The sequence below is a fragment of the Stenotrophomonas maltophilia group sp. LNF247 genome (assembly GCF_054083135.1).
This window is the reverse complement of the sequence record NZ_JBSRQL010000003.1, coordinates 298,397-321,781: the sequence shown is the minus strand read 5'-3', so window position 1 is coordinate 321,781 and position 23,385 is coordinate 298,397. Positions and strand designations below refer to the sequence as shown.

At 64.2% G+C, this 23,385-nt stretch carries 18 protein-coding genes; 7 read left to right on the top strand and 11 right to left on the bottom strand.

Going from position 1 to position 23,385, the window contains the following annotated elements; all coding sequences use genetic code 11:
• Window positions 1-20: 20 nt before the first annotated feature.
• The 4 genes from ACTXG9_RS05270 to ACTXG9_RS05255 form a co-directional block, all read right to left on the bottom strand.
• Window positions 21-2,054 carry an alpha/beta hydrolase family protein gene (locus ACTXG9_RS05270; protein WP_134734790.1) on the bottom strand — a complete coding sequence of 678 codons (2,034 nt, stop codon included), beginning with the start codon at window positions 2,052-2,054 and terminating at the stop codon, window positions 21-23.
• A gap of 169 nt (window positions 2,055-2,223) precedes the next feature.
• Window positions 2,224-5,031, bottom strand: coding sequence for a TonB-dependent receptor domain-containing protein (locus ACTXG9_RS05265; protein WP_058981090.1), 2,808 nt, complete (start codon window positions 5,029-5,031; stop codon window positions 2,224-2,226).
• 381 nt (window positions 5,032-5,412) lie between these two features.
• Window positions 5,413-8,220: a TonB-dependent receptor domain-containing protein gene (locus tag ACTXG9_RS05260; RefSeq protein ID WP_111102208.1), complete on the bottom strand. Its 2,808-nt coding sequence runs from the start codon at window positions 8,218-8,220 to the stop codon at window positions 5,413-5,415.
• 353 nt (window positions 8,221-8,573) lie between these two features.
• Window positions 8,574-11,369: a TonB-dependent receptor domain-containing protein gene (locus ACTXG9_RS05255; RefSeq protein ID WP_111102207.1), complete on the bottom strand. Its 2,796-nt coding sequence runs from the start codon at window positions 11,367-11,369 to the stop codon at window positions 8,574-8,576.
• Window positions 11,370-11,582: 213 nt separating this feature from the next.
• Here ACTXG9_RS05255 and apbC point away from each other — a divergent pair, with 213 nt between their 5' ends.
• Both apbC and dcd read left to right on the top strand, forming a co-directional pair.
• Window positions 11,583-12,437, top strand: coding sequence for an iron-sulfur cluster carrier protein ApbC (apbC, locus tag ACTXG9_RS05250; RefSeq protein WP_031270225.1), 855 nt, complete (start codon window positions 11,583-11,585; stop codon window positions 12,435-12,437).
• Between the two features lie 75 nt (window positions 12,438-12,512).
• Window positions 12,513-13,085 carry a dCTP deaminase gene (gene dcd, locus ACTXG9_RS05245; RefSeq protein WP_005410499.1) on the top strand — a complete coding sequence of 191 codons (573 nt, stop codon included), beginning with the start codon at window positions 12,513-12,515 and terminating at the stop codon, window positions 13,083-13,085.
• 95 nt (window positions 13,086-13,180) lie between these two features.
• Here the strand turns inward: dcd and ACTXG9_RS05240 are convergent, their stop codons facing one another.
• From ACTXG9_RS05240 to ACTXG9_RS05230, 3 genes are read right to left on the bottom strand one after another with little or no spacing between them, the layout of a single operon-like run.
• On the bottom strand, window positions 13,181-13,348 hold the full coding sequence (locus ACTXG9_RS05240; protein ID WP_005410498.1) for a LiaI-LiaF-like domain-containing protein: 168 nt from the start codon (window positions 13,346-13,348) through the stop codon (window positions 13,181-13,183).
• A 15-nt stretch (window positions 13,349-13,363) separates the two neighbouring features.
• Complete coding sequence (locus tag ACTXG9_RS05235; protein WP_019660615.1) at window positions 13,364-13,786, bottom strand: HIT domain-containing protein; 423 nt, start codon at window positions 13,784-13,786, stop codon at window positions 13,364-13,366.
• On the bottom strand, window positions 13,783-14,454 hold the full coding sequence (locus tag ACTXG9_RS05230; protein ID WP_021203402.1) for a dienelactone hydrolase family protein: 672 nt from the start codon (window positions 14,452-14,454) through the stop codon (window positions 13,783-13,785). The genes ACTXG9_RS05235 and ACTXG9_RS05230 overlap by 4 nt, the downstream gene beginning before the upstream one ends.
• 228 nt (window positions 14,455-14,682) lie before the next feature.
• On the opposite strand from ACTXG9_RS05230, the gene ACTXG9_RS05225 reads away from it, so the two are divergent.
• The 3 genes from ACTXG9_RS05225 to ACTXG9_RS05215 all read left to right on the top strand — a co-directional run bounded on the left by ACTXG9_RS05225 (window position 14,683) and on the right by ACTXG9_RS05215 (window position 17,395).
• The gene (locus tag ACTXG9_RS05225) at window positions 14,683-14,985 is read left to right on the top strand and encodes a hypothetical protein (RefSeq protein ID WP_021203403.1); all 303 of its coding nucleotides are present in this window, start codon (window positions 14,683-14,685) and stop codon (window positions 14,983-14,985) included.
• A 218-nt stretch (window positions 14,986-15,203) separates the two neighbouring features.
• Complete coding sequence (gene rimO, locus ACTXG9_RS05220) at window positions 15,204-16,565, top strand: 30S ribosomal protein S12 methylthiotransferase RimO (RefSeq protein WP_021203404.1); 1,362 nt, start codon at window positions 15,204-15,206, stop codon at window positions 16,563-16,565.
• Window positions 16,565-17,395: a DUF3025 domain-containing protein gene (locus ACTXG9_RS05215; protein WP_111102213.1), complete on the top strand. Its 831-nt coding sequence runs from the start codon at window positions 16,565-16,567 to the stop codon at window positions 17,393-17,395. Before rimO ends, ACTXG9_RS05215 begins: the two co-directional genes overlap by 1 nt.
• Before the next feature lie 157 nt (window positions 17,396-17,552).
• Here ACTXG9_RS05215 and greB read toward each other — a convergent pair whose 3' ends face one another.
• Both greB and ACTXG9_RS05205 read right to left on the bottom strand, forming a co-directional pair.
• A complete protein-coding gene (gene greB, locus ACTXG9_RS05210; protein WP_019660611.1) occupies window positions 17,553-18,059 on the bottom strand; it encodes a transcription elongation factor GreB in 507 nt (168 codons plus the stop codon).
• 93 nt (window positions 18,060-18,152) lie between these two features.
• On the bottom strand, window positions 18,153-19,658 hold the full coding sequence (locus tag ACTXG9_RS05205; protein WP_019660610.1) for a helicase HerA-like domain-containing protein: 1,506 nt from the start codon (window positions 19,656-19,658) through the stop codon (window positions 18,153-18,155).
• A gap of 122 nt (window positions 19,659-19,780) precedes the next feature.
• On the opposite strand from ACTXG9_RS05205, the gene ACTXG9_RS05200 reads away from it, so the two are divergent.
• Window positions 19,781-21,385: a transglycosylase SLT domain-containing protein gene (locus ACTXG9_RS05200; protein ID WP_021203406.1), complete on the top strand. Its 1,605-nt coding sequence runs from the start codon at window positions 19,781-19,783 to the stop codon at window positions 21,383-21,385.
• 24 nt (window positions 21,386-21,409) lie between these two features.
• Window positions 21,410-21,757, top strand: coding sequence for a ribonuclease E inhibitor RraB (locus ACTXG9_RS05195; RefSeq protein ID WP_021203407.1), 348 nt, complete (start codon window positions 21,410-21,412; stop codon window positions 21,755-21,757).
• 107 nt (window positions 21,758-21,864) lie between these two features.
• Here ACTXG9_RS05195 and asd read toward each other — a convergent pair whose 3' ends face one another.
• On the bottom strand, window positions 21,865-22,707 hold the full coding sequence (gene asd / locus ACTXG9_RS05190) for an archaetidylserine decarboxylase (protein ID WP_021203408.1): 843 nt from the start codon (window positions 22,705-22,707) through the stop codon (window positions 21,865-21,867).
• Window positions 22,704-23,354 (bottom strand): SCO family protein, encoded by a 651-nt coding sequence (locus ACTXG9_RS05185; RefSeq protein WP_021203409.1) that lies wholly within the window; start codon window positions 23,352-23,354, stop codon window positions 22,704-22,706. Before ACTXG9_RS05185 ends, asd begins: the two co-directional genes overlap by 4 nt.
• Window positions 23,355-23,385: the final 31 nt, after the last annotated feature.

The window sequence follows — 23,385 nt, the reverse complement described above, 5'->3', positions numbered from 1 at the left end:
AGGGTGCCTCCCTGGGCGGCCTACAGGCCGCCTGGGCCGCAGTCCTTGGCCAGGAAGTCGGCCATCAGCGGCAGCGTGGCCCGGTAGTGGCTCGGGTACCACGGCATGCTGTGCGGCATGTCGGCGATCAACTCGAACTTCGCCGGAACCTTGCCTTGAACTGCGTTGTAGAACGATCGGGCGTGGAACGCCGGAGTGCGTACGTCACGATCTCCGACGTAAAGCAGTACCGGGATGGTCGCCTTGGCCGTGTTCTGTATCGGGTCCATTCCCTTGACGGTCTGCCCCTGCAGGATGCGCTGCAGGCGGTTCTCGCTCCATGACATGCCGACTCTGCCGAGATCGGTGACGGGCGCTCCGGCAATGGCACACTGGAAAGGCGAGGGGCTGCGGACCGTGGCTGCAGCGGCTGCGAAGCCGCCATAGGAGTACCCGAAGATGGCCAGGCGGTCCTTTGCGGCGATGCCCTGCTGCACCAGCCACGCAGCCGCATCGTCATTGTCGTCCTGCATGGTCAGCCCCCACTGCCTGTCACCCGCGAGCCAGTGGTCGCGTCCAAAGCCGGTTGAGCCTCGATACTGGGGGCGGATGACAGCGTAGCCACGCGAGGTGAAGTAAGGCACCCAGCCAGATGCATCCCAGCCGGCATAGTCACGAGCCCATGGGCCACCGTGCGGGTGCACGAGCGCTGGAAGTGGTTCTCCCCCTTCCTTCCAGCCCGCGGGCAGATCAAGGATGGCGGGAATCTTTCGTCCGTCGCGGGCGGTATAGGTGACCCAGCGTTGCTGGCCGATCTGCCTGCCATCGATCCAGGGTCGCTCACTGCCCAGGGTGGTCACCTGTTTGCGGTCGCTGAGTATGTGATAGGTCGTCGGCGTGTCGGCACTGTTGGTGGTAAAGAGCACGCGGGAGAGATCGTCGTTGTAGCCGGTGATGGCGACGTACTTCCCCGGATAGGCCTGTTTGAGGCCGTCGAAGAGGGCCTTCATCTGCGGGTCGACATAGATCGCTTCGCGCCGCGGCCCATCCACATAGAAGCCCAGAACCTGATTGAAGTTGCTGGGTTTGCTGCCGAGGATGAGGCCGCTGATCGGATACTGCGGGTGGGCGGCCAGCGGCTCCTTGTCGAAGGTCCGGGTTGCTGGGTCGTACAGGCGGGCCTGCACCTGCTCGGAAAATCTGTCGGTGAGGATGTAGAGCTTGCCGGTCTGGTCATCGATGCCGGCCACGTCCATCGTGTAGCGTTCGCTGAGCTTGGTTGTCAGCGCATCGTGCTTCTCGAACTTTCCGCTTGCCTTGTCCTTGATCAGGATCTGCTGTTCGTACTCGCTCGACCCGGCCGGTTCGATCTGGGTCCTTGTCAGGAGTTCGCCGCTGCGGGGATGGAACAACCCGGGCGTCGAGCGCGCGTCGCCACGGAAGAGCAGCTCGGTCTGTCCGGTCTTGAGATTGAACAGGTAGTAGCCTGCCGAGAACGTTGACTGATTGATCTGTGAAATGATGACCTTGTCAGGGTCCATTGGGAGCGAGTGAACCAGTGATGCAGTTCCCGCCAGTTCCAGGCAGCGTTGTGTCTGTTCGCTGATGCCAAGCTTGCGTGAATTGTCGGCGAATGCTTCGTCGAACTTGGTCTGGGAAGTGTCGGTCAGGTAAGCCTTCGATAGGAAAGTCTTGGTGTTTCCCACCGAGTTGCCTTCTCCACAACCGGCCAGCTGCGCGGTAAGTTCCTGGCGGCCGATGACAAGGCTGCGGCCGGCCTTCAATGCGCTGGCGGCGATGAACTTCATGCGGTCGCCGGAGGGCGTGATGGCCACCGGGCCTGCGCCGAGATTGTCCAGGTTCCAGTTGGCGAGCGCGGTGTCACCGTTGTTGCTTCCCGGGGCAGCGATGATCGCAACCAGCTGTTTGCCATCGGGGCTCATGGTGACCGATTGGATGGCGGGAATCTTGGCGAAGTCGTCGACCGGCAGCGGTGTAGCCAGCGCCTGGCCCACGGCCAGGCCCAGCAGCGTAGCAGCAGCGCCCACATGGGCGAAGAGGCGTGTGGCTTTCATGTACAGGGCATCCTTGGCAGTTTGACTGGAAGATGACCTGAAGATGAACGAGGGCGCCCGGTTCGTCAACTTGGCGTGAAATCTACAACTCTGGCCGGCCCTGGTTGCGTTCCAAAGCAGAAGGCCCCGCTGGAGCGGGGCCTTCTGCAGCACAAGTGGCGTCAGCGGATCAGCGGCCACCGAACTCGTACTTGGCCTGCACGTAGATGGCTCGCCCGTAGGCGTTGTACAGGTAATTGTTGTACGGCTGGCCACTGGTGCCGGCGAAGCTGAAGCGCTGGTTGTCCGGCATCCTGTTGAAGACGTTGTTGACCATCAGCGACAGGGTCAGGTTGTCCAGCGCGCGATAGTTCACGCTCAGGTTGTAGGTGGTGTAGGAGCCCCACTTGCCCGCCTTGTAGCCGGAGCTGTGCACATAGTCGTAGCCATTGCCCAGGTATGCCATGTAGTTCGGCGTCTTGCCGATGTAGTTGGCATACAGGGTAGTGGTCCACTTGTCCTTGGCCCAGCCGATCGAGCCGTCCGCGCGCACCTTTGCGTAAGAGTCGTACACCCACATCGCGTAGGGGTCACGCAGCAGGTCCAGGAACTCATCGCCCGGCTGCGGCTGCAGCTCGCGCTTGAGCATGTCGGTGTAGTTGCCCGAGAACTGCAACGAACCGAAGCGACCCATGTCGTGCACGTACTTGAAGCTGGCGGTCAAAGCTTCCAGGTTCTGGCGCGCAACATTCATCTTCGGGGTGTAGATCTCGTCCAGCACGCCGGATGCATCACGGGTGATCCAGTCGTTGACGTTCTGGCAGCTTGCAGAGGTGTTGTTGGCCTGGTCGTTACGGCAGTAGTACTCGGCCAGCAGCAACTGGTCCGAACTGAGGGTGTCGACCTCGTTCTTGATTTTCCAGTTGTAGTAGTCAACCGACAGCGAGAGGTTATTGATCGGAGCCCACACCACGCCCGCGTTCCACACGTCGGCGGTGATAGGCTCCAGGTCCGGGTTGCCCGAACGCGTACCGAACACCGATACGCTGTCATACGGGCAGCCAGCGGTGTTGCTCGGGGCATACCCCAACTGGCCGCAACGGTAGTAGTCGGTGGAGCCGTTGGCATAGTAGCCACTGCGGCCCTGGAAGGCATCGGACAGGGTCGGCGCGCGGAAGGCCGTCCCGTACTTGCCACGGAACAGCAGGCTCTCGATCGGGCGGAACTCGATGCCGATGCTGTAGGTGGACTTGTCGACGGTGTTGCTGCCGATCTTGAAGGCGTCGTAGCGGCCGGATCCGGTCACGGTCAGCATGTCATGCAGCGGCAGGCGCAGTTCGCCTGTCACGGCGTAATTGCTGCGGTGGCCAGCGCCGGAGACCGCCGTGGTGCCCCAGACGCTGCCATCCATCAGGCCCGGATCGGGAGTGTAGTCCCAACCTTCGCTGCCACCCTCGACCACCACCGCCAGGCCGGCGTCGCCACCGGGCAGCTTGAACAGCGACCCGTTGGTGACCTGGGCCCGGGCCAAATTCTGCCAGGTACGGCTCTGGCTGTAGCTGTAGCCGGTGAACGTCTGGAAATCACCTGCCGGCAGTGGCGCATAGAACGCTTCCCAGTTCGGGCTGTAGATGTTGTAGCCCGTGCTGGTAGTACCCAGCACCGGGCCCAGCACACGCTGCTCGAAGTAGTCGTTGATCGGATCGTTCCAGCGCACGAAGTTGCGCTCGGTCAGCTTGTACTCGCCACGGGTGAAGCTGACGCTGTAGTCCCAGTTGCCGGCCGTGCCGCGGCCGCCCAGTGTCACCTGGTAGGCCTTGTTGCGGTCGGTGTTCATGATGTCGCGGTAGCCGGCGCCGCCGATGTCTTCCGGGGCGAACACGCGCTGCAGGTTCATGTACTGGCCGCTGGCCTGGTCGTAGAAGCGACCCCAGCCGGACGAGGTGCCCCACCAGGTGTAGTTGGAGCCGGTCGCATACTTGACCTCTTCCAGGCTGTACAGCGCATCGCCAAACAGCTGCAGGTTGTCATTGAGGTCAAAGGTGGCAGAGCTATAGATCTGTGCGCTTTCCTTGCCGTTCTTGATGGTCTTGTAGCCGGTGCCGTACACCGAGCCGCATGCCTGGCCGGTCGGGCGGGTGCCCAGCACGGTGGTACCGTCGAACTGGCCCGCCACGTTGGCGCAGAGGTTCGGGTCCATCATGGCGTAGCGGTTGTTGGCGGCCGGCAGCAGCACCAGGAAATCGTTGGAAACGTACTGCGGGCTGTAGCCGTCTGGATTGTTGACCTTGGTCAGGTCGCGCTGGTAACCCCAGATCGGGCTGGTCTTTTCGTACTGCACGTTGACCAGCGCGTGGAAGCGGTCATCGACGCCATTGAACCCGTGTGCGCCGCTCAGGCGGAAACTGTTGCCACCGCCTTCGCTGTAGGCGCCGCCACGGACGTTGAGAACGCCGCCGTCCATGCGTTCCTTGAGGATGATGTTGACCACGCCGGCAATCGCATCCGAGCCATACAGGGAGGACTGGCCACCCGGCAGGATCTCGATGCGCTCCACGATGTCGATGGGAATGCCGCTGATGTTGTTGAACGTATCGCCGCCGTTGTACAGCGCTGGATACGAAAGCATCGGGCGGCCATTGATGAGGTACTTGGTGTAGCCCGGGCTGAGGCCGAACATGCCGGCCGCTTCGGCGCCCTGGGTGAACGAGGCCGAGGTCTGGCCGCCCTGGAGGCCGCCCGTGGACAGTGAGGACTGCTGCAGTACGTCGGCCACACTGGTGAAGCCGCGGGTCTGGATGTCCTCGGCGGTGACGGTCAGGACCGGCGTGTGGTTCTCGATTTCGGTCTGTGGAATCAGCGAGCCGGTGACGGTGACGCGGTCAAGCTGGGTCGGTGCGTTGCCGCTTTGCGCCAGCGCGGTACCGGAGGCGAGCAGGGTGCCAAGCAGGGCGAGGGTCAGTGGGTGGCGCAGCGGCGTGGAGCGATGGCAAGACATGATGGATCCCCGTATGAGCGTTGTCGGCTGGCTGACGTCCTCCCTGACAGCTTTCATGATTTGTTCAGTTGCAATCCATTCAGCTGGACCGTAACACGGCGTTCACGTAGACAAAATAGTCCAGTCACAACAACAGGCTGGCTTTCTCTGAAAAAGTTCTTTTAAATCAAAAGCTAAGGCTGCTTGTTTGGGAATGTTTCAAAATGTTGCGCTGCGGAACGGTGTTGTTCACTTTTACATTCAATATATAAATCAATAGCTTACGTAACGACCGGCATGCTAATGAAATATTAACAAATGGTGTGGATGTGGATTCGTGCAACATTTGTTAAAAAAAGGCCCCGCCGAAGCGGGGCCGTTGGTCCAACAGAGGTGTGCTGCTTACTTCCCGCCGAACTCGTACCTGGCCTGCACGTAGACGGCGCGGCCGTAAGGGTTGTAGATGCTGCTGTTATAGGGAGCGCCGACGTTGCCGGCGTAACTGTGTGCCTGACCGTCGGGCATCTTGTTGAACACGTTGTTGACCATCATCGACAGCGTCAGGTTATCCATCGCCTGATAGTTCACGCTCAGGTTGTAGGTGGTGTATGAGCCCCACTTGCCGGCCTGGTAGCCGGACGGATGCACGTAGTCGTAGCCCTTGCCCAGGTACGCCATGCGGTTTGGCGTCTTGCCGATGTAGTTGAAGTACAACGTGGTAGTCCACTTGTCCTTCGCCCAGCCCACCGCACCGTCGGCACGCACCTTGGCGTACTGGTCGTAGTTCCACATCGCGTACGGGTCGCGCAGCAGGTCCAGATACTCATCGCCCGGTTGCGGCTGCAGCTCGCGCTTGATCATGTTGGTGTAGTTGCTGGAGAACTGCAGCGCGCCGAAGCGGCCGATGTCCTGCACGTACTTGAAGCTGGCCGTTACCGCCTGCAGGTTCTGGCTGGCGATGTTCATCTTGGGCGTGTAGATCTGTTCCAGCTTGCCGGCGCCATCGCGGGTGATCCAGTCGTTTACGTTCTGGCAACTGGCCGAGGTGTTGTTGGTCTGGCCATTACGGCAGTAGTACTCGGCCAGCAGCAACTGGTCGGAGCTGAGCGTATTGACCTCGTTCTTGATCTTCCAGTTGTAGTAGTCCACCGACACCGACAGGTTGTTGATCGGCGCCCACACGATGCCGGCATTCCAGACGTCGGCGGTGATCGCTTCCAGCTCCGGGTTGCCTGACTGCTCGCCGAACACCGATTCATTGGCATAGGGACAACCCACCGTGTCGCTGGGGTTGAAGCCGAGCTGTCCACAGCGGAAGTAGTCGATCGAACCATTGGCGTAGTACCCACTGCGCCCCTGGAACGCGTCGGACAGGCTGGGCGCGCGGAAGGCGGTGCCGTACTTGCCACGGAACAGCAGGCTTTCGATCGGGCGGAACTCGATACCGATGCTGTAGGTCGATTTGTCGACGGTCTTTTCGGCGATCCTGAACGCGTCGTAACGTCCGGAGGCGGTCACGGTCAGCGACTCCAGCAGCGGCATGCGCAGCTCGCTGGTCACCGCGTAGTTGCTGCGATGGCCGGCACCGGCCACCGAGGTTGTGCCCCACACGCTACCGTCCAGCAGGCGCTGGTCAGGGGTGTACGACCAGCCTTCGCTGCCGGCTTCGGCCACCACGGCCAGTCCGGCATCACCACCAGGCAGCTTGAACAGCGAACCGTTGGTGATCTGCGCGCGGCCCAGGTTCTGCCAGGTGCGGCTCTTGTTGTAGGTGAAGCCGGTGAAGGTCTGGAAATCACCGGCCGGCAGCGGCGAATAGAACGCGCTCCAATTGGGGCTGTAGATGTTGTAGCCGTCGTCGGTGATGCCCAGTACCGGGCCCAGCACGCGGTCTTCGAAGTAGCTGTCGATCTCGTTCGCCCAGCGCGCAAAGCTGCGCTCGGTCAGCTTGTACTCACCTCGGCTGAAGCTGGCGCTGTAATCCCAGTTGCCGAAGTTGCCACGCCCTCCCAACGTGACCTGGTAGGCCTTGTTGCGATCAGTGCTCATGGTGTCACGGTAGCCGGCGGGACCGATGTCCTCCGGCGCGAACGCGCGCTGCAGGTTCATGTATTCGCCGCTGGCCTGGTCGACGAACGCACCGAAGCCGACATCACTGCCCCAGAACGCGTAGCCCGAACCGGCGTTGTACTGGACCTCCTCCAGGCTGTACAGCGCATCGGCGAACAGCTGGAAGTTGTCGTTGACATCAAAGGACATCGACGAATAGATCTGGCTGCTTTCCTTGCCGTTCTTCAGCGTCTTGTAGCCAGCGCTGAAGGGCGAGCCGCAAGATTCACCGACCGCGCGCGTGCCCAGTACGGTGGTGCCGCCGAACTGGCTGGCCACGTTGGCACAGCGGCTTGGATCCATCATCACGTAGGCGTTCTGCTGGTCCGGCAGGTAGACCAGGAAGTCGTTGGTCGGAACCTGTGGCGTGTAGCCACGGGTGTTGTTCTGCTTGGTCAGGTCGCGCTGGTAACCCCAGATCGGACTGCTCTTCTCGTACTGCACGTTGACCAGCGCATGGAAACGGTCATCGAAGGCGTTGAAGCCATGCGCGCCACTGACTCGGAAATCGTTGCCGCCACCCTCGGTGTAGGCGCCGCCACGCACGTTCAGTACGCCGCCGTCCATGTGGTCCTTGAGGATGATGTTGACCACGCCGGCGATCGCGTCCGAGCCGTACAGCGACGATTGGCCGCCCGGCAGAATCTCGATGCGCTCGACGATGTCGATCGGGATGCCGCTGAGATTGTTGAAGGTGTCGCTGCCGTTGTAGAGAGCGGGGTAGGACAGCATCGGCCGCCCGTTGATCAGGTACTTGGTGTAGCTCGGGCTGAGGCCGAACATGCCTGAGGCTTCGGCGCCCTGGGTGAACGAAGCTGAGGTCTGGCCGCCCTGCAGCCCGCCAGTGGTCAGCGAATTCTGCTGCAGTACTTCGGCCACGCTGGTGAAGCCGCGGGTCTGGATGTCCTCGGCGGTAACAGTCAGGACCGGCGTGTGGTTCTCGATCTGTGTCTGCGGGATCAGTGAGCCGGTGACGGTTACGCGTCCGAGATCGGTGGGCGTGTTTTCCTGGGCGAGCGCGATCGCGCTGCTGCCGGCCAGGATCAGGCCGCTGAGGACGGCGCGGGTGAGCGGGTGACGCGGGAAGCCATTACGAGACATGCGGTACTCCGTGTGGTCGTGAGAAACGCGTTTTCCCTTTCCTGGGAACTCATGGATGGTTCAGCAGCCTTCAAAACCAGAATGGCGGCGTTTTTCGAACGTAACACACGCTTAACCTGATTTGCGCGACTTTGTAATGTGTTGAGCTGGGGCTGGCCTTGAATAATATTTTTCTTTTACAAAACAATTGGTTGCATTAATCAGTGGACTTTGCCGAATCTGGCTGAATGAATGATGAGTAAATAAATGCTGGCTGGCGGCGGAAGTCGCTGTTCCGCGCTGAATATCGATCCAAAAAAAAGGCCCCGCCGAAGCGGGGCCTGGTCCGGAATCAAACCCGGAAAACGACGGGATTACTTGCCGAAGTCGTACTTGGCCTGCACGTACACGGTGCGACCGTAGACGTTGTACAGGTAGTTGTTGAACGGCGTGCCGGAGGTGCCCTGGTAGCTGTGGGCCTGCTGTTCGGGCATCTTGTTGAACACGTTGTTGACCATCAGCGACAGGGTCAGGTCATCCTGCGCACGGTAGTTCACGCTCAGGTTGTAGGTGGTGTACGAACCCCACTTGCCTGCCTTGTAGCCCGATGCGGCGTGGGTGTACTCGTAGCCGTTCAGGCCTGCCAGGTAGTTCGGGGTGTGGCCGATGTAGTTCGCGTACAGCGTGGTGGTCCACTTGTCCAGCGACCAGGCCACCGACGCGTCGGAACGGACCTTGGCGTAGCTGTCGTAGTTCCACATCGACTTCGGGTTGCCCAGCAGGTCCTGGAAGTCCTCACCCGGCTGCGCCTGCACTTCACGCTTCAGCATGTTGGTGTAGTTGCCCGAGAACTGCAGCGAACCGAAGCGGCCGATGTCCTGCAGGTACTTGAAGCCGACGGTCACGGCCTGCAGGTTCTGCCGGGCCACGTTCATCTTCGGGGTGTACAGCGAGCTCAGGTTGCCGGCCGAATCGCGCACGACCCAGTCGGCCACGTTCTGGCAGGTGGCCGAGGAGCCATTCGGCAGGCCGTTGCGGCAGTAGTACTCGGCCAGCAGCAGCTGGTCGGTGCTGGCCGTATCGACTTCGTTCTCGATCTTCCAGTTGTAGTAGTCGGCCGAGATCGACAGGTTTGCCATCGGTGCCCAGACGATACCCGCGTTCCAGACGTCGGCGGTGATCGGCTCCAGGTCCGGGTTGCCGGCACGCTCGGAATAGACCGAGACGCTGTCGGCGTAGCGGCAGGCGTCGGTGTTGCCCGGGGTGTAGCCCAGCTCGCCGCAACGGTAGTAGTCGGTCGAGTTGGCAGCATAGTAGCCGCTGCGACCCTGGAAGGCGTCGGGCAGGGTCGGCGCGCGGAAGGCGGTGCCGTACTTGCCGCGGAACAGCAGGCTTTCGATCGGACGGAACTCCACGCCCACGCTGTAGGTGGCCTTGTCGACGGTGTTGTCGGCGATCTTGAAGGCGTCATAGCGACCGGAAGCGGTCACCGTCAGCGACTCCAGCAGCGGCATGCGCAGTTCGCTGGTCACCGCATAGTTGCTGCGATGGCCGTTGCCGGCAACAGCCGACGAGCCCCACACGTCGCCGTCCAGCAGGCGCTGGTCGGGGCTGTAGTCCCAGCCTTCGCTGCCGCCTTCGACGACCACGGCCAGGCCCGCATCGCCACCCGGCAGCGAGAACAGCGAACCGTTGGTGACCTGCGCGCGAGCCAGGTTCTGCCAGGTGCGGCTGTGGTTGGTGGTGTAACCGGTGAAGCCAGCGAAATCTTCCGGCGAGATCGGCGAGTAGAACGCGCCCCAGTTGGTGCTGTAGATGCCGAAGCCATCCTTGGTGCCCAGCTGCGGGCCGAGCACCTTGTCGGCGAAGTAGCTGTTGATGGCATTGCCGAAGCGCTGGAACTTGCTTTCATCCAGGCGATATTCGCCGCGGGTGAAGCTCAGGCTGTAGTCCCAGTTGCCCACTGCGCCCTTGCCGCCCAGGGTGACCTGGTAGGCACGGCTCTTGTCGTTGTTCAGGATGCTCTTGTAGCCTTCGCCGCCGATGTCTTCCGGAGCAAAGGCGCGCTGCAGGTTGACCAGCTTGCCTGACGCCTGGTCGTAGAAGCCGCCCATGGTGCTCTTGGTGCCCCACCACAGGTAGTTCGAGCCCGAGGTGTACTCGGTCTTTTCCTTGCTGTACAGCACGTCGGCGAACAGCTGGAAGTTGTCGTTCACGTCGAAGGTCATCGACGAATAGAACTGGCCGCTGTCCTTGCCGTTCTTCAGGGTCTTGTAACCGGCGCCGAACACCGAGCCGCAGGACTGGCCGGTCGGGCGGTTGGCCAGCACGGTGGTGCCGCCAAACTGGCCGGCGACATTGGCGCAGTTGCCCGGGTCCATCATGTACAGCGCATTGGTCTTGGCGTCGATGACGGCGAAGTCGTTCGACGGCAGCTGTGCGGTATAGCCGTGGGTGTTGTTCTGCTTGGTCAGGTCACGCTGGTAGCCCCAGATCGGGTTGCTGCTTTCGATCTGCACGTTGACCAGCGCATTGAAGCGGTCGTCCAGCGCCGAGAAGCCGTGCGCGCCACTGATGCGGAAGCTGCTGCCACCGCCTTCGGTGGAGGTGCCGCCACGCACGGACAGGCTGCCGCCTTCCATGTGGTCCTTCAGGATGATGTTGACCACGCCGGCGATCGCGTCCGAACCGTACAGGGAGGACTGGCCGCCCGGCAGGACTTCGATGCGCTCGACGATGTCGATCGGAATGCCGCTGATGTTGTTGAACGCGTCGCCGCCGTTGTACAGCGCCGGGTAGGACATCATCGGGCGGCCGTTGATCAGGTACTTGGTGTACCCCGGATTCAGGCCGAACATGCCAGCGGCTTCAGCGCCCTGGGTGAACGAGGCGGAGGTCTGGCCACCCTGGATGCCGCCGGTGGTCAGCGAAGACTGCTGCAGCACTTCGGCGACGCTGTTGAAGCCGCGCGACTGGATGGCTTCAGCGCTGATGGTCATGACCGGGGTCTGGGTCTCAACCTGGGTCTGCGGGATCAGCGAACCGGTGACGGTGATCTTGTCCAGGTTGGTGGCCTTGTCCTGGGCCATTGCCGGCGAGGCGGCGACCAGGGCGGAAATCAAGGCGACGGCGAGGGTGTTGCGACGTGCGGAATTGCGAAGGTCTTTCATGTAGTTCCGTTCAAAGAGCAAATACAAATACGGCACTGCGCATGCGCCATCGTGCGTGCAATGAAACAGCGACGCAGCCCAAAACCAGTGCTTAGCGAACGTAACATGAACTTAACAACCTGTGCACGAATCTGTAGCAATCCTGAATTTCAGTCAGCTTGTGTCCAGCTTGTATGATGTTGGGTTATTCCCCCTGACCCGCCGGTGCTCGTTGTGAACAGTTCTCCCCGCCGTCCCCATGCAAGCCAGGTCCAGAAGGGACTCACGCCGCATGCCCGCATCCGCAACGTGATCGCGGTTGGTTCGGGCAAGGGCGGCGTCGGCAAGTCGACCACCGCAGTCAATCTGGCCGTGGCGCTGCAGCAGCTTGGCGCACGCGTGGGCGTGCTTGACGCGGACATCTATGGGCCGAGCGTACCGGCCATGCTGGGCCTGTCCGGTCGTCCGGAAAGCCCTGACAACAAGAGCATCGAGCCGCTGCGCGCGTTCGGCGTGGACACCATGTCGATCGGCTACCTGATCGAAGAGGATACGCCGATGATCTGGCGTGGGCCGATGGCCACCTCGGCGATGACCCAGCTGTTCAATGACACGCTGTGGGATGACCTGGATTTCCTGCTGATCGACCTGCCGCCGGGCACCGGTGACATCCAGCTGACCCTGACCCAGAAGATTCCGCTGGCCGGTGCGGTGATCGTTACCACGCCGCAGGACATCGCCACGCTGGATGCGAAGAAGGCGCTGAAGATGTTCGAGAAGGTGGAGGTGCCGGTGCTGGGCATCGTCGAGAATATGGCGGTACATACCTGCAGCAGCTGCGGGCATGTCGAGCACCTGTTCGGCGAGGGCGGCGGCGAGCGCATGGCCGCGCAGTATGGTGTGCCGTTGCTGGGTTCGCTGCCGCTGCAGATCGGCATCCGCGAGCAGGGGGATGCTGGCACTCCGATCACCGTGGCGCAGCCCGATTCGGTGCCAGCCCAGGCCTACCGCCATGCCGCCCAGCGCCTGATCGAGGAAGTGGGCAAGCGCCCGCGTGCCTCCATTCCGATTCTCTCTTCGCTGCTGTAGGTGCCAGGGCAGGGCCGCCGGCGACGCCCGGCCCCCTGCTAGAATCCACGCGCCCCCTCGTACCCAGGACAAAGCATGAGCATCAAGAGTGACCGTTGGATCCGCCGCATGTCCGAGCAGCACGGCATGATCGAGCCGTTCGAGGCCGGGCAGGTCAAGCAGGCCAATGGCGAGCGCATCGTCAGCTACGGCACCTCCAGCTACGGGTACGACGTCCGTTGCTCGCGCGAGTTCAAGGTGTTCACCAACATCAACTCGACGATTGTCGATCCCAAGCATTTCGATTCGGGCAGCTTCGTCGACATCACGGCCGATGAGTGCATCATCCCGCCGAACAGCTTCGCCCTGGCGCGTACCGTGGAGTACTTCCGCATCCCGCGCGACACCCTGGTGGTGTGCCTGGGCAAGAGCACCTACGCGCGCTGCGGCATCATCGTCAACGTGACCCCGTTGGAACCGGAGTGGGAAGGCCACGTCACCCTGGAATTCAGCAACACCACGCCGCTGCCGGCCCGCATCTATGCCAACGAAGGCGTGGCGCAGATGCTGTTCTTCCAGGCCGCGGCCGATGACATCTGCGAGACGTCGTACCGCGATCGTGGCGGCAAGTACCAGGGCCAGACCGGCGTGACCCTGCCGCGGACCTGATCGCCCGCGTCATTGCATGACGAAAGCGCCGGGCCGTGCCCGGCGTTTTCGCATGGTCCACGCGGTGCGTTCGCCGGGCACGACCCGGCGCTACGTCATTTGCCGCGACCGAACAGCATCGCAATGCCCACGCCCACCAGTGCCACCGGCCACCAGGTCAGCAGCAGCTTGGACAGGTTCAGGTGCGTCCAGCCGAGGTTGCTGGCGAGCATGAACAGGCCGATCAGGATCAGCAGGATGGCGGCAACGAGGTTGAATCGCATCGGGTCGGGCAAGGCTCAGGAACGGGCTGGATATCCTAGCCGTTCCTTCCAGTAGGCGACATGCTGGTCCAGCGCCGCAGGCTCGTAGCGGTGCGCCGGGCCGCTACCCCAGACCGGGCCGGGCCAGGCCGGATCGCCGTCATGGCGGCCGATCACATGGAAGTGCAGCTGGCGCACGATGTTGCCCAGCGCGCCGATATTGATCTTCTCCACGCCGTCGTGGCCCTTCAGGGCCTTGCAGGCGCGGTTGAGCTCGGTGCGCAGCTTGTCCTGCTGCTCGCCGTCCAGCTCGATCCACTCGGTCACCCCGGCCAGGCGTGGTACCAGCACCAGCCAGGGGAATCGTTCGTCGTTCATCAGCCGCACTTGCGACAACGGTCCTTCCGCCACCAGCACGCTATCGGTGGCCAGGCGTGAATCGAGTTCGAATTCGCTCATCCAAGATGCTCCGAGAAGAAGTCCAGGGTGCGTTGCAGCGCCAGGGCGGCGCTGTCTGGATCATACGCATGTCCGACCTCGCGGTTGAAGGCGTGGTCGGCCGGATAGACGAAAGTGGCCATCTGCGGCAGCTTGTCGCGGTGGGCCTGGACGGCCTCCGGCGGGATGCTCCTGTCCTGGGTGCCGAAGTGGAAGATCACCGGCGCCTTGGGTGTCTCATCGAGGAACTGGACGTTGCGTGCGCCGTAGTAGCTGACCGACGGCAGCCCGAGCCGCAGCGCCGACAGCATCGCCACCGTGCCGCCCCAGCAGTAGCCGACGGTGCCGACCTTGCCGTAGGGGGCCAGCCGGGTGGCCGCCGCGCGGACCACTTCCAGCGCCTTCTCCATGCCCAGCGCGCTGACCCTTTCCAGGCCCTGCTTCACGCCGTCGGCGTCGTAGGGCAGGGCATCCGGGTCGGCATCGGGTCCATCGACCAGGTCGAAGAACGAAGGAGCCAGCACCGCATAGCCCTCGGCGGCGAAGCGCTCGGCCACGCCGCGGATGTGCGGGTTGGCGCCAAAAATCTCCTGCACCACCACCAGCCCGCCTCGCGCGGTGCCCTCGGGGAGTGCCTGCCAGGCCCGTACCGCGCCGTGGTGCGTATCCAGGGTGATCCATTCGTTCATCGCGGCTGACTCGCTTTGGAAACTGAAACCCGATTATCCGGTGCGCGTCAGTGCACGTCATGTCGGCAGTTGGGCCGGATCGGTGATCTCCAGCTGCCTGGCGTCTCCAGCCATCTGCGGGCAGGGTTGGAAACCATGGCCTAGGGTGGTTAGATGGCGGGGCACCACTGCGCTTGATCGTAGTTGGCGCCGCACGTGCGTTTTTTCGTCAAATTAACGGAGTGATTGATGAAGAGCATGATCGTGATGGCAGTAATGGGCATTTCATTGCTTGCGGTGATGGGGCCTGCCAAGGCTGCGGACCCTTATCCGAGGTGCACCGCGTGCTCCAGGGGCTGGGCCGAGTGTGTAGCAAACAACGGTGCTGATCACCCGATCTGTCAGCACAAGCAACTCGTATGCGATCAGATCTGCGCATGGGAGATCCCGGTAGTGGGCATCCCATCTGCCTTGGACGCGGGCGGGCGCGAGGCTCCGACAGGCAGGCTGGAGCTTGCTGTGGCGATGGCCAAGCGATTGTCCAGCTCCTGAGGTACAAGGGGCCGAACGACGGCCCCTTCCTCGGGGCGCGTCTCAGGGCGCGGGACGACAGCGGCGAGCCATCAGGCCAGCCCGGTATCCTCACTGGGGCGGCTGGCCGTTCAGAGCGCCGCCGCCAACCCCGGTATACTGGCGCCCTTTCAGGCCCCGGCCCCCAGGACCCCCTGCCATGCCGGCAGGGGCCCAGGCCCCCAGAGTCCCGCGATTCCATGTCCCAGCTGAACCCCAAAGTCGGCTTCGTCAGCCTTGGCTGCCCGAAGGCCCTTGTCGATTCCGAGCGCATCCTCACCCAGCTCCGCTCGGAAGGCTACGACATCGTCCCGTCCTACGATTCGGCCGACGTGGTGGTGGTCAACACCTGTGGCTTCATCGATTCGGCGGTGACCGAGTCGCTGGACGCGATCGGCGAGGCGATGAACCAGAACGGCAAGGTCATCGTCACCGGCTGCCTGGGCAAGCGCCCGGAGCAGATCCGCGAGGCCTACCCGAACGTGCTGGCGGTGTCCGGCCCGCAGGACTACCAGAGCGTGATGGAAGCGGTGCATGAAGCACTGCCGCCCAAGCACGATCCGTTCGTGGACCTGGTGCCCGACTACGGTATCAAGCTGACCCCGCGGCACTACGCGTACCTGAAGATTTCCGAGGGCTGCAACCACAAATGCAGCTTCTGCATCATTCCGTCGATGCGCGGCAAGCTGGTTTCGCGCCCGGTCGACGAGGTGCTGCGTGAAGCCGAGCGCCTGGTGCGTGGCGGCGTGCGCGAGCTGCTGGTGGTTTCGCAGGACACCTCGGCCTACGGCGTGGACGTGAAGTACGCCGAAAAGATGTGGCGCGACAAGGCCTACCAGACCCGTTTGAAGGCGCTGTGCGAAGGCCTGTCGGAGCTGGATGCGTGGGTGCGCATGCACTACGTCTACCCGTATCCGCACGTGGACGAAGTGGTGCCGCTGATGGCCGAGAACCGCATCCTGCCGTACCTGGACATCCCGTTCCAGCATGCCAGCCCGCGCATCCTGCGCCTGATGAAGCGCCCCGGCGCAGTCGAAAAGACCCTGGAGCGCGTGCAGAACTGGCGCCGTATCGCGCCGGACATCACTGTGCGTTCGACCTTCATCGTCGGCTTCCCGGGGGAAACCGAAGCCGAGTTCGAGGAACTGCTGTCGTTCCTTGACGAAGCGCAGCTGGATCGCGTGGGCGCGTTCGCCTATTCGCCGGTAGAGGGCGCCACCGCCAATGACCTGCCCGACGCTGTGCCGGAAGAAGTAAAGCAGGAACGCCTGGCCCGTTTCATGGAGAAGCAGGCGCAGATTTCCGCCGCGCGCCTGGAAGCCAAGATCGGGACCGTGCAGCAGTGCCTGGTCGATGCCATCGAAGGCGATATCGCCGTGGCCCGCTCCAGGGCCGATGCGCCGGAGATCGACGGCCTGGTGCATATCCAGAACGCCGATCAGGTGCCGCTGCGGGTGGGCGAGTTCGTCGACGTGGAAATCACCGAGAGCGACGAGCACGACCTGTACGGCGATGCGCTGCCGGCCAATGCCCGCCCGGCGTTCGACCTCAAGGTACTGTGATCGCAACGGCCGCCGCCGGTGACGGCAGCGGTGTCCGGCGCTTCGTGCCGCCGCCGCGTGCGGCGGTCGATCCGCAGGTGTTCGCGCATCCGTTGTTTGCCGGATTGCAGGATTTCCGGGATCTGCTGCTCGGCCCTCGCTGGCCGTCCATCGCTGCACTTGATGCGCGCCTGGCATTGCCCGGGAAGCGCCTGGTTGAACAGGACGCCGCGCTGCTGGCCGATGGCCTGCACTACGAAGTCCGCATCGCGCAGGGGCGCATCGCCACCCGCGCAGACAACTGGCACGACCTGTTCAATGCGCTGGTCTGGGCCTCATGCCCACAGCTGAAGCGTGCGCTCAATGTGCAGCAGTGCGGGCATATCGAGGCCATGCCGCCTGGCCAGCGCAACCGCGCGCAGGCCGCGTTGACCCAGTTCGACGAAACCGGTGTGATCGTGCGCGTGCGCGATGACTCACTGCGGGCTGCCTGGGATGCACACGACTGGCCCGCGTTGTTTGACCCGGTGAACTGGCAGAGCGATGACATCGCCATCACCGCGGTATTCGGGCATGCGCTGATGGAACAGGCACTGCTGCCAGGGCGATTGCTGGTGGGCAAGTGCGTGGTGGTGTACAGCGATGCCGATGCGGCCTGCGTTGACGCGGTGGCCGTGGCCATCGCCGAGGGCAGGGCGGTGACCGATCCCTTGCAGCTGCGTCCGCTGCCGTTGGCTGGAATCCCGGGGTGGCACGAGGGACAGGATGCCGCCTTCTATCGCAATGCCGACTACTTCCGCCCGCTGCGTGCCGGCCGCGCGTACCCGCCGCCATTGCACGGGGCCATGTAGAGTCGACTGTCAGTCGACTGCTCTTCGTTCCGAGGCCGTGAGCGCCTGACAGATGGCTTTGGCGAGTCATCAACCGCGATGAAGATCGCGGTGCGTTTGCCGTCCCGCTGTGGAGGTTTGTGCCGCGCTTCGCGCGGTAGTCGACTGACAGGCGACTCTACACCGTCTCGTATTCCACGCCGATCACCGCAAAGGTGAACCGCCCGCCGGGCAGCTCCACCGAAAACTCGTCATCCAGCCGCTTCTTCAGCAGCGCACGCGCCAGCGGCGAGTCGATGCTGATCCAGCCCAGGCCTGCGTCAGTCTCGTCCGGGCCGACAATGCGGTAGCGGCTGGTGTCGCCACTGTCCACGTTCTCCAGCTCCACCCACGCGCCGAAGAACACCGCCAGCGGATCGGTTGGCGTAGTGTCGACCACGCGCAGTGATTCCAGCCGCTTGGTCAGGTAGCGCACGCGGCGGTCGATCTCGCCCAGCTGCTTCTTGCGGTAGGTGTACTCGGCATTTTCCGAACGGTCGCCTTCTGCGGCGGCTGCGGCCAGTGCTTTCACCACTTCGGGCCGCCGTACCCGCCACAGGTCATCCAGTTCGGCCTTCAGCCGAGCGTGGCCGGAGGCGGTGATCAGGGCGGTGCTCTTTTCTGCAGGGGGACGCCAGCGCGACATGCAATACGACTTCTTTTCCGGAGGACGAACGGAGGGTGGGGTCAGACTCCGCTCCCGCGGGAAGGGCTCTGACCCCAGCAGCGGCGGATCAGATCAGCGCTTGCCGCCGAAGATGCCGCCCAGCAGGCCGCGCACGATCTGGTTGCCCAGCTTGGTGCCGACCGTGCGCGTGGTCTGCTTGGCCATGGTCTCGATCATGCCCTGGCGGCGCTTGGTGCCGAAAATCGCATCCTTGATCGCCTGGCCGAAACCGCCTTCCTGCGCATCGTCCTGTTCGCGGCTGCGCGCGGCTGGCGCCTGCGCCTGCTCGACGCTCTTCTGTGCGCGCTGGGCCAGCAGTTCGGCAGCCGATTCGCGGTTGATCGCGGTGTCGTAGCGACTGCCGACCGGGCTGCCGGCACGCACCTGGGCGCGCTCGGCTTCGGTGATCGGCCCCATCCGGCAGCGTGGCGGCGCGATCATCGTCTGCTGCACCGGCATCGGCACGCCCTTGTCCTGCAGCGTGGAAACCAAGGCCTCACCGGTGCCGAGCTGGCTCAGTACCTTGGCCACGTCCAGCTTCGGGTTCGGCACGAACGTCTCGGCCGCGGTCTTCACCGCTTTCTGGTCGCGCGGGGTGAACGCCCGCAGCGCGTGCTGCACGCGGTTGCCGAGCTGGCCGAGGATGTTGCCCGGCACGTCGTCGGGGAACTGCGAGCAGAAGTACACGCCCACGCCCTTGGAGCGGATCAGGCGCACCACCTGCTCAATGCGCTGCACCAGCGACGGCGGTGCGTCGTCGAACAGCAGGTGGGCCTCGTCGAAGATGAAGACCAGCTTCGGCTTGTCCAGGTCGCCCACCTCCGGCAGTTGTTCGAACAGCTCCGACAGCAGCCACAGCAGGAAGGTGGAATAGAGCTTGGGCTTGAGCACAAGCTGGTCGGCGGCGAGGATGCCGATCATGCCGCGGCCGTCGTGATTGACCCGCATGATGTCGGCCAGTTCCAGGGCCGGCTCACCGAAGAAGTTCTCGCCGCCATCCTGCGCCAGGCGCAGCACCGACCGCTGGATCGCGGCGATCGACTGCGCGCTGACCAGGCCGTATTCGGTGGAAATGTCCTTGCGCTCCTCGGCCACCAGGCCAAGCAGGGCGCGCAGGTCGTCCATGTCCAGCAGCAGCAGGCCACGATCGTCGGCCAGCTTGAACACGATGTCGAGCACGCCGGACTGGGTGTCGTTCAACTCGAGGATGCGCGCCAGCAGGGTCGGGCCCATCTCGCTGACCGTGGTGCGCACCGGATGCCCGAGCTTGCCGTACAGGTCCCAGAAAATGGTCGGGCTGGCGGCCGGTGCGTAGTCGGCCACGCCGATCTCGGCGGCGCGCTTGAGCAGGTTCTCCGCGCCGGTGCCCGGCACGGCCAGGCCGGACACGTCGCCCTTCACGTCGGCGAGGAATACGGGTACGCCCAGTCGCGAAAAGCCTTCGGCCAGGGTCATCAGGGTCACGGTCTTGCCGGTGCCGGTGGCGCCGGCCACCAGGCCGTGGCGGTTGCCGAGTTTCGGCAGCAGGGTGACGGCCACATCGTCGGTGATGCCTTTGCCGAGCAGAATCGGATCCATGGTCCAGCCCTTGTGGTGAATAGCCCAATGTTAACCGCCGGCAGTGGCAGTCCGAAGGTCGGCTTGCCCCGACCTTGGCGGCGCCGCTACTCTGCCTGCCTGTTTCGCACACAGTGCCATCAATGCCCGTTTCTGTCCTGATTTCCCGCGGTTGGCCGCTGCTGGCCCTGGCCGGCCTGGTTTCCCTGGCGCCCGACGCCCATGCGCAGCGGGTCTCGGCCCGGGACAAGGCGAAGGTGGATGCGCTGCAGCAGCGCATGACCGTCGCCGAGAAGCGCTACAGCGATGCGCTGCTGCTGGTCGCCAATGCCGACCCCAAGGGCAGCAACGAGGCCGACGCCGCGCTGGAGGACATGGAAGACGTTCTCAACGACTGCGTGAAGCAGAAGGGCTGCCAGATGGGCACGCTGCTGGCCAGCTACAAGCGCCTGCTCAAGCACGACGCCGATGCGGCGGGCAGCGATGAGGTGGCCGACGAGGGCGGTGACCGGCTGGAAGCCGACCCCGACCATATCGGCCCGCTTACCGCCGACGTGCCGGAGGCGGCCCGCGCCGCTGCGCTGCTCAACGACAAGCGGCACGCCTTCGACAGCATGGTCGAATACAACCCGGCCGTGCAGGCGGGCATCCGCCGCTGGCTGACCGACATGCGCCCGGCGCTGCTGACCAGCTACGAGAACTACCAGAACCTGCGTGCGGTGATGTGGCCGGAGTGGGAAAAGCGCGGCCTGCCCGAGGCGCTGCTGTTCGGCATCATGGCCAAGGAGTCCAACGGCCGCGTGCATGCCTCCTCGCGCGCCGGCGCCGCCGGCCTGATGCAGTTCATGCCGGCTACCGGCCGCCGCTTCGGCCTTGGCCCGGATGGCACCGGCTTCGACACCCGCTTTGACGCGCGCAGCGCCGCCGAGGCCAGCGCCAGCTATCTCAACGAGCGCCTGCGCGAACTGAACAACAACGTGGAAATGTCGGTGGCCGCCTACAACGGTGGTGAAGGCCGTGCCGCGCGCGTGTTCAAGCAGAGTGCGGGCCAGAGCTTCTGGACCGACAGTGTCTACAACCAGTTCCCCGGCGAGACCAAGGACTATGTGCCGATGGTGATCGCGGCGGCCTGGATCTTCCTGCACCCGCAGCAGTACGGCGTGGAATTCCCGAAGATCAGCGCGCAGCCGGCCACGCTGCGCCTGGCCAAGTCCACCACCATCTACGAACTGACCATCTGCCTGGGCAGCCACGGCACCCGCGATGGCTACATGCGCGCGCTGCGCAACCTCAACCCGCGCTATGAAGCCGACGGCTGGATTCCGGCCGGCACGCTGATCAACGCTACCACCCGCATCGCCGGCCTGTACCAGCGCAACTGCGTCAGCGGCCCGCGTGCCGACCTGGCCCGTACCCTGATCACCGCCGACCTGAACGCGGCGATCAAGCGCCCGGCCGCCGCCGGCTACACCGGCAGCGTGGCCGTGGGCGGCGTGGTGCCGGTGGCCGACGCCGCAGCCTCCACCAGCGTGCCGACCACCCCGGTCGCTCCGGTGGCCGCGCCGCGCCCGGCCGCACGGCCAAAGCCGCCGCGCAGCCACAAGGTGGGCCGGGGTGAAACCCTGGGCGCCATTGCCGCGAAGTTCCAGTGCGATGTGCCGACCCTGGCCCGCGCCAACGGCCTGAAGGCCCCGGCCTACAGCCTGCGCCAGGGCCAGACGCTGAAGCTGCAGGGCTGCGACAAGTAATTCCCACGACCGCTGGAATCTGCAATGGACCTCGAAGACACCCGCAACCTGTTCGCCAACCTCCGCGAAAACACCGACTGGGACATCAAGGGCCCGTTGCTGTGGGGGTACTTCTTCGTGCACTCCACCGCTGAGCCGCTGCAGGCGCTGGCAGAGCACCTGCAGGCGGAGGGCTATACCTTCGTGGAATTGTTCGAGCAGGAGCCGGAAGAGGGCGACGCGCCGTTCCACGTGCTGCATGTAGAGCGCGTGGAGATCCACGACGAAGCCTCGCTGGACCGCCGCAACCAGGAATTCGCAGCGCTGGCCGCAGAGAATGGCGTGGAAGACTACGACGGCATGGACGTCGGTCCGGCCCCGGTCCTGCAGTAACGCGCTTCTGGCTGTAGAGCCGAGCCCATGCTCGGCTTCCTTTGCCCACAGAAATGCATGGCCGGTTGCAGCCAGTAGCCGAGCATGGGCTCGGCTCTACATGTACCTCAGCGCAGCTTCGCCAGCGCCTGGCCCAGCTGCACCGGGCTTTCAGCGGCCAGCTGCGGGGCGAACTCAGCCACGCCCGGCGGCAGCAGCACGATCACGGTCGAACCGTAGTTGAAGCGCGCCATCTCGGCGAAGCGCTCCAGCCTGATGCCCTGGCCGCGGTAGTCCTTGCGCGTGATGCGGTCGCCATAATGCGGAATTTCCTCGCCGCTCCACACGGTTTCGACGCCCGATACCAGCAACGCACCCACCATCACGCTGACCATCGGGCCGAAGCTGGTGTCGAAGTGGCAGACCAGGCGCTCGTTGCGGGCGAACAGGCGCGGCACGCCGTTCACTGCGGCCGGGCCGACGCTGAACAGGCGGCCCGGCACGTGCACGGTCTCGCGCAGGGTGCCGGTCCACGGCATGTGCACGCGGTGGTAGTCGCGCGGCGACAGGTACACGGTCGCGTACAGGCCGTCGTTGTACGGTTTGGCGTCCTCGTCACTGCCCAGCAGTTCGGCGGCGGTGAACGATTGGCCCTTGGCCTGGAAGATGCGGCCGGCCTCGATCCTGCCGAGCTGGCTGATGCGGCCGTCGGCCGGCATCACCAGGCTGCGCGGATCGGCGTCGGCCACGCGCGCGCCCGGCTTCAGCGCGCGGGTGAAGAACTGGTTGAAGGTCGCATAGCTGCGCGGGTCCGGGTTGGCCGCTTCGTCCAGGTTCACGTTGAACTTGCGGGTGACCGTGTCGATCAGCCAGCGCGACACGCGCGGATCGTCCGAGTACGCCAGCGAACGCGCCATCGAAGACAGCAGGCGGTGGGGCAGGGCGTACGTCAGGGCGGTGGTGAGGCTCATGGGGCGGTTTTCTCGGTCAGCTTCTGCAGGTCGCGGGCGATCGCCGGCGCGTTGAACGGGGGGCGTACCAGGCCGGCAAGGCGGCCCTGCGGGTCGAGCACGGCCAGGCTGGCCGAATGCTCGACGGTGTAATCCTCGGGGTTCTCGTCGAAGTGCTTGCCCGGCACCTTCTGGAACACGAAACCGAGCGAGGTGGCGAAGCGCTCCAGCGACGGGATATCGGCGGTGGCGGCCAGGGTGTCCTTGTGGAAGCCGTGCGCGTATTCGCCGAGCCGGGTGGCGCTGTCACGATCCGGGTCGACCGAGATGAACAGCACGCGCGGGCGCAGGCTGTCGGGCAGGGCCTCCCACTGGTTCTGCGCGCCAGCCAGCTCGGCCAGGGTGGTCGGGCAGACGTCCGGGCAGAAGGTGAAGCCCAGGAACACCAGCGTCCAGTGGCCCTTCAGCTCGCCCGGTATCAGGCGGGTGCCGTCGGACTGGGCCAGGTTGAAGTCGGGCAGTTCGCGCGGCTGCGGGTACAGCGTGATCGCTTCGGTGGCCGGGGCATTGGCCGGCGGCTTCGGCGCAAACACCTGCTGGGCGGCCAGCAGGCCCAGGCCCGCCGCCAGGGCGATCAGCAGGATGATGCCGGCATTGCGATTGAACATGGGTGCCCCCGCGCGAAGTGGGCTCCATCAT